The following is a 12,039-nucleotide window of genomic DNA, read 5'->3' on the forward strand; positions in this document are numbered from 1 at the left end:
GTGTGTCTCTACCACCCGGACCGGTATCGTTCCAGGACCGTTGCTTCAGCCACGGTTTGCATAGGGAGCAGTACACTCGATGTGGCATCTGAGCGTACCGCTGCTGTAAAAAAGCACGGTTCACATTCTTCGAACTGCCCCTTCTGCAGCTCCTTTATTCAGCGGTAACGCGGATTGTTAGGGTGAGTCCAGGATAGTCGGCGGCAATTGCGCTCTTGCGCTCCATGATGCGGTCAAATTCAAAGGCAGAGCTGAATAATTCCGGCTCAGGCTTGAATGTCACGCTGGTACCTGTCTCCTGAGTCATGCCGACAATCTGAAGCCCGGTCTGCGGAATGCCGTGCCTGTACTCCTGCCGGTATATGTTCCCGTCACGGCGAATTTCCACGGTCAGCTGCTTGGAGAGGGCATTGACTACGGCGATGCTGATGCCTTTTTCGGCGCCGGGGACCAGAAAGTGTGCGCTGGCGTTCAATTGGTGGACATCGGTTAGTACCGATTGTACGACTGGGATGTTGGAATTCGGAAGGGCCTGCACAGGTATGCCTCTCCCGTTATCGGTAACCGTCACGCTGCCATCCTCATGCAGGAAAATGCCAATCTGATCGCCATACCCGCTCGTGTGCTCCAATACTGAATTTTCCACTACGGCCCAAAGCAGCTGATGAATATCGAAGCCGTGCGAGGTTCCAAAATACATCCCCGGATTGTTGCGGGTTTCGGTCATCTCCAGGTAATCGCTTGTATCGAGCAAATCGCCTGCAGCAGACAGCAGCAGCAGGAACGGCAGGCTCCGATGCTTAGGAAGAGCGTACCGGCCGCCCTGCTCCTGCACAAGGAGATCCGCGCCGAGCAGCGCTTTGAGGTGGTGATACAGCTGACCCGTCGTTCCCATATTCAACCGTTCTACCAGCTCGGAACCGGATAGGGGCTCTGCCATGACGGCCTTTAAAATATCCAGGCGCTGCTTGTTGCCCAGTGCTGCGAGGATTTTGGCAGCCTTCTCGGTGTTCATGTCCAGCAATTGATCCATTCGCCGTTCCTGCGGCTCCCAGCGGATGTTTTGTCCGTTCAGGTGCACTTGCCCGGAGTAGAATACGGAGCCGTCTTCGAAGGTTGCTTCATGTATCGTAGGTGCTGTTGCGATTTCTTGGCGGTGTTGGTTTGATGCGGATACAGGTTTGCGTTCCATAAGAGCTTGATAAACAAGCTGCTGCAGCTCTGCCATTTGATTCTTTAAGACATCCATCTCATAAACCAGATCACGTGTCATGTGGAATCATCAACCTCACTTTATCAATATTATGTTATTACGTAATTATTTTATTACGTAATTCCAACATTGTAAACCCGTATTAAGGAAATAGGTACACGAATAAGCGATTTATTTATCTATAGTTGTTTTTTATCTATGTTTATCATCCCGGGTCGTCTTACAATGAACGCAAAGGTTGGTGACATTCATTTGGGTGAAAGAATCATACGGAATTTTAAGCAGGACGATATGCCTCTGCTGGGGGAGCTGTATCAGGTTGTATCCGCAGCGGATGCACTGTTTTGGTGGGTAGGTGACCAGGACAATTGGGGCAACGTGTTCTGTGCTATTGAAGATGGGAAGATGGTGGCCAAGGGACAAGTGGGCATTATTAACGTGATCCCGCCTGGATGTGAGCCTACCTGCAAGCATCACATTTATGTGAATCTCAAGGCTGTACCACAGCGGGAGCGGGATTATGATCTGTTAGGTGAAATGTATAAGGTGCTCTATGAACGTGCCCTTGCGTTAAAGAGGACGCTGCCGGAGACATACGGGACGTATTTGTGCGTGGGCAACTATGCCCATGAGATCGGCAACAACACTTTCTTTACAGAGGATATCGGATTTCAGCCGCTGGAGAAGTTGTATTCAATGAAGCGGTCACTTAATGAGCCTTTACATGCCTTGCCGTTAGATGATCGCTATCGCTATCGACTGTGGAAGATGGAATCTGCGGAAGAGGAAGAGATGTATCTAAAGCTCGAGGCTGAGGTTTGGCCGGAAGCGCCGCTGGGGCTTGGACGATTACGGGAATACAAAGGGCATCCCAGCTGGACTGCCACGAATGTCCTGGAAGGGGACACGATAATCGGCAGTACCATGGCATGGGTGGAAGAAGGGAACGTCGGCGTGATTGAAGATGTGTTTGTGAGAGAACCGTGGAGACAACGGGGAATCGCCAAATATCTGCTCTACCGTGCCATGTCCTATCTTCAGGCTCATGGATCCGTCTCGGTAAAACTTCAAGTGAAGGCAGCCAATGAGACGGCGTTGTCACTCTATCATTCGGTTGGCTTTGCCAAAGATCAAGAGGAGCATCGATTTTATCTGCCTTTATAACCGAAAGGCCGCTAATACAAAGACCACGCCAAGAAATAATCCTGACGTGGTTTTTTTCTATATAAAATGAGGAGTTATGAGGTCGATCCTTACCCGCCTGTTACATTCGGATTGGCATCCAGAATACCTTCCGTGACGCTCCACAGTTTTGGCAGGAACCGAAGAACCTTGTCGGCCCGTTGCAGCAGGTCATCGGTGGACGTTATGCCGAGATCCGCAAGGATGGCCTCAAAAGAAGGGGCATACTGCTCTTGAAACTCAGGAGTCCCGTCAACTTCCAATATGTTGTGGCATCGAGCGAAGGTGGCCACCATCCAGAAGACGGCCTCTCTATGGCTTCCGTTTAGGATCAGCTCGCGGCTGCCGTCAATGGCAATCGGTCTTGCATCCGGCGTAATGTCACTGCTGAAGAAGAAGGGGGTCTTGGCAATCGCAGCAGCGGCATCGAAGGTGCGGGCCAGCCCATTAAGATGATGGAGCGCTTGTTCGGCACTCATGTCTTTACAACCCAGTAGTTGTAACAGTTCGTCGTAAATTACCTCTTGGTCATATTCCTTGAGCACATCGTGAACCGCCGCATAGCGCAGCCTGACCGTGGGGTTGCGAAGAGCAGCGACCAGGAGCAAATGGGTGGTTACGCCGGTAGGGAACAGCCATGAGGTAACCTGGCGATGCCAAGGGGCAGAAGGATCTATGGAGCGGAGTCCGGTTATGATTCGTTCGCGTACGTTCTCACAGCGGCGGGCGACCCATATCCGGTCGGCAAAATGACGCGAAACCTCCGTCTGCAGCTTACGCAGCTGCCCGGTTGGATCGGACATCAGGGTATCCACACGGAAGCTGCCCGCAAGATGATAGGATGTTAATACCTGCTCGGGCGAGGCGAGGTCCCGCCAGGACAGGTAGGTGGCTTCGATCAAAGCATCCTGGTAGATAAATTTTCCCAGCTTAAGAGGGGGCTCCGCATCCTGGGTAACAACAACGATGTCAATGTCCGAGGACGGAGCCATCTCTGCTTCATCCGGCTTTCCAACCGTGGAGCCACTAAAATAGGCACCCATAAATCCAGGCTCCCTGCTGGCATGCTGCAATACCCAATCCGTCGCCGCTGCGCGTGCTGATCCAACGTTCATAACCTTTATTCCTCCTCTACTTGCATGGTGTCTCACATAATTAGAAAAAATATCCTGTTTCTCACTACATTATATTGACTTCAATTCGAATGTACAACCGCTTACAAGAAGAGACTTGAGCTTTCACGTTTATGAAAATACGGGATTACAGAAGAAGAGAAAATGATACGGGTCCAAGAGATTCGCAAGGGCTTGGCACATATAAATTAAAAGTTAATACGGGTGCGTGCCTGTGTGAAACCGAAACGGACATTCTCTTATCGTAAACATTCAGCGAGGAGGAACGCCCGTTTTTTTGGTCTTTTATTCTATTCATCGGCAATCACTAGCGTTGAATTGGTTTTTTTGAATTTTGGAATGAAGCTTGCATGGACATTCGCATCGGTCACGATCATATCAATTTTGTCGAGCGATGCGATGGAAATGGTGACGTCTTTGCCGAACTTGGTGCTGTCCGCCATGACAACCACCTCTTTGGACAGCTCGATCATTTTTTTGCGCGTAATGGCTTCTTCCAGGTTGTAGTCGGAGATGCCTTTTTCAATCGTAATGCCGCTGCAGCAGATGAAGGCTTTCAGCACATTCAGCTCGTGAAAGTTGAAGATGTATTCATACGCTACGACGGATTGTTCTTCCCTACGGATTTTGCCGCCGATCATAATCAGTTCCACATCGCTGTCCATCAGCTCAATCGCAACCGGCAGCGAGTTGGTAACGACCGTCAGCTTCTTCTTATGCTTCACGTATTTGGCCATCTGATATGTGGTCGAGCCGCTGTCGATATAGATGCAATCGCCGTCATGAATGAATTCGCTGCATTTGCGGGCGATCCGATCCTTCTCTTCCAACTGGCTGACCATGCGCTCGTCCATGGAGGATTCGCCGAACCGGGACTCCACGAGTTTAACCCCGCCATATATCTTCTCGATCCGCCCCTGCTTGGTCAGGGTGTTCAAATCCCGGCGCAGCGTATCTACAGAGACGTTCAGCTCTTCCGTTAGCTCCGTGATCTTCAATACTTTTCGAATCGTTAGCAGCTCAAGTATTTTCTTCTGCCTCTCCAGTGGAAACATTCGCTCACCCATTCAATCTGCATTAGTAGTTGATGCCTGTATTCATGTCTAGTTTACCGATTCGCCTGGCTATGTTCAATAGATTTACCTATATTATTCCTGAGTTGGGCATCAATTATGGATCAATATGGTCAATAGTTGGTATTGATGTATGAATGATATATGCATAATTTACTTACATTTAACAGTTTCCATGATTCTTATTTACATATGGTTTCTATACTGAGGATGTGTTTAAAGGAGGTGAGCCGTTTGCTGAAGCTAGAGCATATTAGCAAACAATTCGACGATAAAGTGGTTTTGGATGACATCAACGTAGAAATCGGTTCGGGCGAAATCGTGTCACTGCTCGGTCCGAGCGGCAGCGGGAAGACCACATTACTGAATATTATTTTGGGACTCACCCGGATGGATCAGGGAAAAATCGTGTTCCATGACCAAGATCTGAGCAACGTACCGATGAAGAAGCGCGGGTTTAATATCGTTTTTCAGGACTATGCCTTATTTCCCAATCTGAATGCCTACGACAATATCGTATACGGCCTGCGCAACAAGAAGGGGAGCGTGAGTCAGCAGGAGGTACAGGAATATATCGACTTTCTGGAGCTTCAGCCTCATGTGAACAAGCGGATCGGCGAACTGTCAGGAGGGCAGAAGCAGAGAGTGGCCCTGGCCAGAACGCTGGTCACGAAACCGAAAATCCTGCTGCTCGATGAGCCGCTCAGCGCGCTGGACGGCGTGATCAAGGAGTCGATCAAGCAGCGGATTCAATCGATTGCCAGAGAGTTTAACCTGACCACGATTATTGTGACGCATGACCCGGAGGAGGCGCTGACGCTCTCAGACAAAATCCTGATTATCCATCAGGGGCAGATCGCCCAATTCGGCACACCCCAGGAGATTGTCCATCATCCGAGCAATGATTTTGTGAAGCAGTTTATTATCAAGCAGCTGCACATCAAAAGGCAGAACATCTACAATCTGTTCGGTGAGCAGTATGCATAACGTGAAACCGGAAATGCGGGTCATCTTTACCGTCATCCTGTTATTGTTCGCCGTGTTTCTGTTCTTGCCGCTGCTCATCTTGCTGATCCGTTCCTTCGAATCCGATCAGGGGTTTACCCTCGGGCATTATGTATCCATAGGGTCGAATCGGGAATTCATCGCAGCGATTGGCAACAGTGTGAAGATATCGGGCATCACGGCGGTAATCACAACTGTCCTCGGGTTTATACTCGCGTATTCCATTCATTGCACCAAAATATATCGGCCCGTCAAAGGCCTGCTGAAAACCGTCATCATCATCCCCATGCTGCTCCCGACCATTACATATGGGTTCGCCATTATGTATTCGTTCGGTAATCAGGGGTTGATCACCCGGCTTGCCGGACGCAATCTGTTCGAAATCTACGGATGGAACGGACTGCTCATAGGCTACGTCATTTACACGCTGCCTCCAGTATTCCTGTTGATCCATAACGCGTTTAAATATATTGATAAAAAATTCATCATCGTCTCCAAGTTAATGGGTGACGGAACGTTGAGAAGTTTCCTGAATACGATTTTGCGTCCCTTGGCCGGAGCGCTTGGCGGAGCCTTTGTGCTTTCCTTTATCTTAAGCTTTACGGATTTTGGGATTCCGGCTTCGGTTGGCGGGACCTATCCGGTCGTGGCAACGCAGCTGTATCAGGTGATGCTGGGCTCCATTCCGGACTTCAACCAAGGCGCCGTCATTGCGGTCATGATGCTGATCCCCGCCGTGTTCGGCATTTGGCTGCTGAATTACTTGGAAAAATGGAATTTCCACTATGACAAGCTGTCGGATATCGAGCTGCCGCGGCAGCGCGTGCGGGATATCGCCTTCGGCATAATGTCATCGGTCATCGTGCTTGGAATGCTTTCCATTTTTGCCGTGATGTTCATTGCGCCATGGCTGAGCAGTTACCCCTATGACATGACGTTTACGCTTAAGCATGTACGGGACGTGTTTCAATCGAGTGATTTAACAGGGGTATACCGAAACTCCCTCTGGGTCGCCTTCTTGACGGCGCTATTCGGTACCTTGATGGCGTATGGATCAGCACTGCTCAATGTGCGTACATCGTTAAAAGCTCGATCCACGGTGGATATGGTATCGATGATCACGAATACGGTGCCTGGCATGGTGCTGGGGATATCCTACCTGCTCTTCTTTAATGGAAGCAGTCTGAAAGGAACCTTCATCATTATCGTTCTGTGCAATATTGTTCATTTCTTTACGACGCCGTATCTGATGGCCAAGAACTCCCTGTCCAAGATGAATCCTTCTTGGGAAACCACGGGGGAACTGCTCGGTGACAGCTGGTTCAAGACCGTTTATCGGGTGATCCTGCCAAACTCGGCTTCAACCGTCATTGAGATGTTCAGCTACTATTTCATCAACGCCATGGTGACGATCAGCGGCATTATCTTTCTTGTATCCGCCCAGACGTCGCTCGTAGCCAGCAAGATCAAAGAGCTGCAGCATTTCGCCAAGTTTAATGAGATTTTCGTGCTGTCGATGCTGATTTTCTTCACAAATCTGATCATCAAGCTGGTGTGCGACGCATTACAGAGGAGAACGGCGCATCGGTAACTTATTTATTAATACAAATAAAAAACAAGGAGTGGAGTTAATCATGATGAAGACGCTTAAGGGAATGCTGCTGTCATTGATCGCAATCAGCATGGTGTTGGCTCTGGCCGCTTGCGGCAGCGGAAGCGCGGGGGAAGCGAAGAAGGTGGTCATCTACACCAACGGGGATGAAGAGGCCGTCGCCGCAATGGAAACATCGTTGAAGAATGCCGGATACGAAGGACAGTATCTCGTGCAATCCCTGGGTACATCCGAACTTGGCGGCAAACTGATGGCTGAGGGGAACAAAATCGAGGCTGATCTCATCACGATGAGCTCATACTTTATCGAAAGCTCGCAGACCAAGCACTCCATGTTTAAGGATTTGGCTTTTGACACAGGCGCTGTCGGAACTTATCCGAAATACTACACGCCGATTCTGGCGAATACCGGCTCTATCTTCGTGAATACACAAGTGCTGAAAGACAAAGGCTTGCCAATGCCAACCTCCATCACGGACCTGACCAAACCGGAATTCAGCGGACTCGTATCGATTCCGAATATTATGGATTCCTCCACCGGTTGGCTGCTGGTTCAGGCGATTATCAACCAATACGGCGAAGATGCGGGACGTAAGGTGCTCCATGACCTGATCGCTAATGTGGGACCGCATCTGGAGAGCTCGGGTTCCGGTCCGATCAAGAAAGTGCAGGCTGGAGAAGTGGCTGCGGGCTTCGGACTCCGCCATCAGGCGGTAGCCGCCAAAGCTGACGGTGCACCGATAGATTACGTGGATCCGGTCGAAGGAAACTTCTCGCTAACCGAGTCGGTTGCGGTGGTGGACAAGAAGAATGCCACAACGGATTTAGCGATGAAAATGGCCGAGACCATCGTGAAGGATGCCAGAAAAGACCTGATCGTGAACTATCCGGTGGCCCTATATGAAGGGGAGACCGTGGATGAAGTCAACAAACCTGCGTACTCGATGACCTTCGAGAAGCCGCTGACGGTGGAGCTGCTGGAAAAGCATCAGCAATTCTTCAATGGATCTAAAGAATAAGCCAGCATAGGAGCGATGCGAAATGAATACCTATAAGCTTTTGACACCAGGACCTTTGACGACAACCAAGACGGTGAAAGAGGAGATGCTCTTTGACCGCTGTACATGGGATGATGAGTATAAATCGATTACGCAAAAAATCAGATCGCAGCTCCTGGCACTCGCCGGGGCGGATGCGGCACAATACACAGCGGTACTGATGCAGGGAAGTGGAACGTTTGCCGTCGAAGCAGTGATGACATCCACCATATCGAATGACGATAGAGTGCTGATTGTAACGAACGGCGCCTATGGTGAGCGGATCGTCAAAATGGCAAAGTATATTGGATTGAATTATGAGGAGTACCAAGTGAATTACGATGAACATCCAAGCGAGGATGAACTGCGAGCTATACTGCATAAGGATGAAGGTATTACGCATATCGCAATGGTACATTGCGAGACGACAACCGGGATTCTGAATCCGCTGGAGATGGTCTCGACGTTGTCCAGAGAATATGGAAAGACCCTCATTATCGATGCAATGAGCAGCTTTGGCGGCATGGAAATCGATGTTCAGGGACTTGGCATCGATTATCTCATCAGCAGTGCGAATAAATGCATCCAGGGCGTTCCGGGGTTTGGATTCGTCATCGCCAAGCTGGACAAGCTTGCAGCCTGCGAAGGGATTGCGCGCAGCTTGGCGCTCGATTTGTATGATCAGTGGAAAGGCATGGATCAGGACGGAAAATGGAGATATACTTCGCCGACCCATGTCGTGGCTGCCTTCTCCAAAGCGTTGGATGAGCTGAACGAAGAAGGCGGTGTATCGGCGAGATTCAGCCGTTACCAGAATAACAATCGCCTGCTGCGTGAGAGATTGGCGCAGATCGGCATCCAGTCTTATATTACTGATGATAAGCAATCTCCGATCATCACGACATTCTTATTCCCGAGTGAAGGGTTTAGCTTCGAACACTTTTACGCTTATATTAAAGAAAGGGGCTATGTGATATATCCGGGCAAGCTGACCGACGTGGATACCTTCCGAATTGGGAATATCGGAGAAATCTATGAGCAGGATATCGAACAGTTATGTCATATTATCGAAGAATATAGGGGAGTGATGGCACAATGAACCGAATCGAAGGCGTTATATTGGACTGGGCCGGAACGGCTGTGGATTTTGGATGCTTTGCACCGGTGAACGTGTTTGTCGATATTTTTAAGAATGCGGGCATTGAAGTGACGATGGCTGAAGCAAGAGCACCGATGGGGATGCTGAAGATCGATCATATTCGTGCCATGCTATCCATGCCGAGAGTGTCGGCGCTATGGGAAGCGAAGTACGGAAGAGCCTTCGATGAGCAGGAAGTGGAACGGCTGTATGCAGAATTCGAGCCGGCGTTGATGGCTTCTTTATCCGAGTACACGGACCCGATTCCGGGTGTTATTGAGACGGTTGAAGCATTGAAGGGTCAAGGCTTGAAGATTGGTTCTACGACAGGTTATACGAGCAGCATGATGGAGGTCGTGGTGGCAAATGCCCGGCAAAAGGGCTACAGCCCGGATGTCTATTTCACGCCGGATGACACGAATTCCCAAGGAAGACCTTATCCGTACATGATTTATCGGAACATGGAGTCTCTGCGGTTATCGGCATCCTGGAAGGTCGTTAAGGTGGGGGATACCGTCTCGGACGTAAAGGAAGGCGTGAACGCAGGTGTATGGTCGGTTGGCGTTGTTATCGGCAGCTCGGAAATGGGCCTGAGTTCAGAAGAGTATCATGCCCTGTCAGAATCAGACCGGGAAGCTGCGATCTCGAAAACCGAACAGACATTTATCCAGCATGGGGCCGACTTTACGATTCGAACGATGGACGAACTGCCGCAGTTAATCGAGAGAATTAACGACATGCTGGCTGAGGGACAAAGACCGGGGATTCAGCGCTAGGAACCATTCAGGTCTTTCGATACGCGGATGAAGTAAAAATCACGCAAATAGATGCGCAAATTGAACAGGCAACCCGAGCGCCTGAAAGGAAAGGAAGCAGCGTTATAGGCTTCCCCCTCACCTCGCACCAAAAAGAGCAGTCCACTTGGGCTGCTCTTTTTCTTCATTTCTCTTATTGCACGTACGTGCCAATAAACTCTGTTACTTCGCGGTCATATCCCTCGGGGTCGAACTGGCGCGCCATGCCGTGACCTGCTTCGGGGACGATGAACAACTTCTTTTGCTCCGGACCATTCTCGTACAGCTCATACACCATCTCGGTAGGTACGAACAAATCGCCGCCGCCATGAATGAACAGCATCGGGGTCTTGGACTTCTTGACCTGCTCCAGGGCGGATGCTTCACCGAAGGAGTATCCAGCGCGGATCTTGGTCAACAGGCTTGTGGATTGAAGCAGCGGGAAGGACGGAAGCTTATACATGCGCTTCAGCTGATAGGTCAACTCATCCGTGACCGAGGTATACCCGCAGTCCTCGACAATGGCTTTTACCTGGGCAGGAAGCTCTTCGCCGCTGGTCATCATAACCGTTGCGCCACCCATGGACACGCCATGTAGGACGACTTGAGCGCCTTCACTCGTATGCCCGATGACTTGATCAATCCATTTCAGATAATCCTTGCGCTCCGGCCAGCCGAAGCCGATGTAATCGCCTTCGCTTCGTCCGTGCCCTCGCGCGTCGGGAAGAAGGACGTTGTAACCCAGGTCCTCATGGTACATTTGGGCGAATCCGCTCATCTGCTCCGAATGACCGGAGTAGCCGTGGGCAATGATGACGGTTTTATCCGTTGATACTTTGGCAGGTAAAAAATAAGCATGCAGCTTCAGACCGTCGTCTGAAGTAAGGTTCCATTCCTCGAAGCTCTGCTGGGCCCACCAATCCTTGCTGTCCGCAAAGGGATTGTCGATATTCGAGTTGGCTTCCAGGTCGGGGTTGCCATTCAGAAAGCCCTTGTCGGCGCGGGCAATAGCGACGTTATAGAAGTAGAAGCTTGCTGAAACAATAATGATAGCTAGTAGTGCGATGATAGCTGCTGACATGATCATAATCCTTTTTTTCATGTTGATGTATATCCTCCCCGTATTCCATGGAACACGATGAATGAAGGTGATAAGGAAGGCATATGTCGATACGATATCGTTCCTTCCACCTATCATATCGCACGTACCCTAATTAATCTATGTCGCGGATCACGTTCGTTTCGCGGGTGTTACATCAATCCTATCGGTTGGGGTAGCCTAAAGATAAAGAGCTGCAGCAGGAGGCGAGAGAGAAATATGAACAAACCCTTCATCAGCCTAATCCTTGCCGTCGTTATGGTTATGGGTTTACCGCTGCCGTCCCATGCCGAGGGGGCCTATTCTTCACCGAAGAAGGATAGTGCACAGCTGCAATATCAGGATATGCTAATGCTATTTCTGCTTCCTCATATCGATAAAGCGGTTCGCGGGCATTATATCCATACGTTGAAGGAGCAGCCGCTTGTCTATCCCTACTTTGTGGATGTGACCGGAGTGAAGAGGGTGAACGGATTTCGCGGTTTTCATTTCATCATTACGCTTGAGGCCAGCCCGACGGTCGGTCCCCATATTATGGTGGGAAAGGACCGGCTTGTGTTTGAGGTGGCTCCGACGATTCCCGGCGGTATGGTCAAGCTGGTGGAATACAAACATCTGGAGACGTATGAGCTCCCCCCGCTTGGCAAGATATCGTGAAGTAACGGCGGTGAAACCAATCCAATGTCACATCCAAAAAAACAAGCAAACGCAGTTCGCGCGTTTGCTTGTTTGGCATGGACATAACGGTACGTTT

At 50.0% G+C, this 12,039-nt stretch carries 11 protein-coding genes; 7 read left to right on the forward strand and 4 right to left on the reverse strand.

Features of this window, described 5'->3' with window-relative positions; all coding sequences use genetic code 11:
- Nucleotides 1–154: 154 nt before the first annotated feature.
- A complete protein-coding gene (locus MKY48_RS01360) occupies nucleotides 155–1,273 on the reverse strand; it encodes an ATP-binding protein (RefSeq protein WP_339269449.1) in 1,119 nt (372 codons plus the stop codon).
- 165 nt (nucleotides 1,274–1,438) lie between these two features.
- On the opposite strand from MKY48_RS01360, the gene MKY48_RS01365 reads away from it, so the two are divergent.
- Complete coding sequence (locus MKY48_RS01365) at nucleotides 1,439–2,377, forward strand: GNAT family N-acetyltransferase (RefSeq protein WP_339292106.1); 939 nt, start codon at nucleotides 1,439–1,441, stop codon at nucleotides 2,375–2,377.
- A gap of 89 nt (nucleotides 2,378–2,466) precedes the next feature.
- Here MKY48_RS01365 and MKY48_RS01370 read toward each other — a convergent pair whose 3' ends face one another.
- Both MKY48_RS01370 and MKY48_RS01375 read right to left on the reverse strand, forming a co-directional pair.
- Nucleotides 2,467–3,510, reverse strand: coding sequence for a hypothetical protein (locus MKY48_RS01370; RefSeq protein ID WP_339269451.1), 1,044 nt, complete (start codon nucleotides 3,508–3,510; stop codon nucleotides 2,467–2,469).
- Nucleotides 3,511–3,818: 308 nt separating this feature from the next.
- The gene (locus tag MKY48_RS01375; protein WP_076322628.1) at nucleotides 3,819–4,583 is read right to left on the reverse strand and encodes a DeoR/GlpR family DNA-binding transcription regulator; all 765 of its coding nucleotides are present in this window, start codon (nucleotides 4,581–4,583) and stop codon (nucleotides 3,819–3,821) included.
- Between the two features lie 252 nt (nucleotides 4,584–4,835).
- Here MKY48_RS01375 and MKY48_RS01380 point away from each other — a divergent pair, with 252 nt between their 5' ends.
- Genes MKY48_RS01380 through phnX form a run of 5 tightly spaced genes read left to right on the forward strand, consistent with a single transcriptional unit; the run spans nucleotide 4,836 to nucleotide 10,168 of the window.
- Complete coding sequence (locus MKY48_RS01380; protein WP_339269453.1) at nucleotides 4,836–5,588, forward strand: ABC transporter ATP-binding protein; 753 nt, start codon at nucleotides 4,836–4,838, stop codon at nucleotides 5,586–5,588.
- Entirely contained in the window at nucleotides 5,581–7,197 is a 1,617-nt protein-coding gene (locus tag MKY48_RS01385; RefSeq protein WP_339269455.1) for an ABC transporter permease subunit, read from the forward strand. The genes MKY48_RS01380 and MKY48_RS01385 overlap by 8 nt, the downstream gene beginning before the upstream one ends.
- Nucleotides 7,198–7,240: 43 nt before the next feature.
- Nucleotides 7,241–8,236: an extracellular solute-binding protein gene (locus tag MKY48_RS01390; RefSeq protein ID WP_339269456.1), complete on the forward strand. Its 996-nt coding sequence runs from the start codon at nucleotides 7,241–7,243 to the stop codon at nucleotides 8,234–8,236.
- Between the two features lie 22 nt (nucleotides 8,237–8,258).
- Entirely contained in the window at nucleotides 8,259–9,353 is a 1,095-nt protein-coding gene (phnW, locus tag MKY48_RS01395) for a 2-aminoethylphosphonate--pyruvate transaminase (RefSeq protein WP_339269458.1), read from the forward strand.
- Nucleotides 9,350–10,168 (forward strand): phosphonoacetaldehyde hydrolase, encoded by an 819-nt coding sequence (phnX, locus tag MKY48_RS01400; RefSeq protein ID WP_339269460.1) that lies wholly within the window; start codon nucleotides 9,350–9,352, stop codon nucleotides 10,166–10,168. Before phnW ends, phnX begins: the two co-directional genes overlap by 4 nt.
- A gap of 172 nt (nucleotides 10,169–10,340) precedes the next feature.
- On the opposite strand, the gene MKY48_RS01405 is transcribed toward phnX, so the two are convergent.
- Complete coding sequence (locus MKY48_RS01405) at nucleotides 10,341–11,288, reverse strand: alpha/beta hydrolase (RefSeq protein WP_339269462.1); 948 nt, start codon at nucleotides 11,286–11,288, stop codon at nucleotides 10,341–10,343.
- Nucleotides 11,289–11,504: 216 nt separating this feature from the next.
- Between MKY48_RS01405 and MKY48_RS01410 the strand changes: the two genes are divergently transcribed.
- Nucleotides 11,505–11,942 carry a DUF3888 domain-containing protein gene (locus tag MKY48_RS01410; protein ID WP_339269464.1) on the forward strand — a complete coding sequence of 146 codons (438 nt, stop codon included), beginning with the start codon at nucleotides 11,505–11,507 and terminating at the stop codon, nucleotides 11,940–11,942.
- Nucleotides 11,943–12,039: the final 97 nt, after the last annotated feature.

The organism is Paenibacillus sp. FSL W8-0187, assembly GCF_037969755.1.
Taxonomy (GTDB): domain Bacteria; phylum Bacillota; class Bacilli; order Paenibacillales; family Paenibacillaceae; genus Paenibacillus_AQ.

Coding starts and splice junctions, on each gene's coding strand:
- MKY48_RS01390 (WP_339269456.1), top strand. CDS start 7,241: ATGATGAAGACGCTTAAGGGAATGCTGCTGTCATTGATCGCAATCAGC.
- MKY48_RS01405 (WP_339269462.1), bottom strand. CDS start 11,288: ATGAAAAAAAGGATTATGATCATGTCAGCAGCTATCATCGCACTACTA.
- MKY48_RS01360 (WP_339269449.1), bottom strand. CDS start 1,273: ATGACACGTGATCTGGTTTATGAGATGGATGTCTTAAAGAATCAAATG.
- MKY48_RS01370 (WP_339269451.1), bottom strand. CDS start 3,510: ATGAACGTTGGATCAGCACGCGCAGCGGCGACGGATTGGGTATTGCAG.
- MKY48_RS01365 (WP_339292106.1), top strand. CDS start 1,439: ATGAACGCAAAGGTTGGTGACATTCATTTGGGTGAAAGAATCATACGG.
- phnW (WP_339269458.1), top strand. CDS start 8,259: ATGAATACCTATAAGCTTTTGACACCAGGACCTTTGACGACAACCAAG.
- phnX (WP_339269460.1), top strand. CDS start 9,350: ATGAACCGAATCGAAGGCGTTATATTGGACTGGGCCGGAACGGCTGTG.
- MKY48_RS01410 (WP_339269464.1), top strand. CDS start 11,505: ATGAACAAACCCTTCATCAGCCTAATCCTTGCCGTCGTTATGGTTATG.
- MKY48_RS01385 (WP_339269455.1), top strand. CDS start 5,581: ATGCATAACGTGAAACCGGAAATGCGGGTCATCTTTACCGTCATCCTG.
- MKY48_RS01375 (WP_076322628.1), bottom strand. CDS start 4,583: ATGTTTCCACTGGAGAGGCAGAAGAAAATACTTGAGCTGCTAACGATT.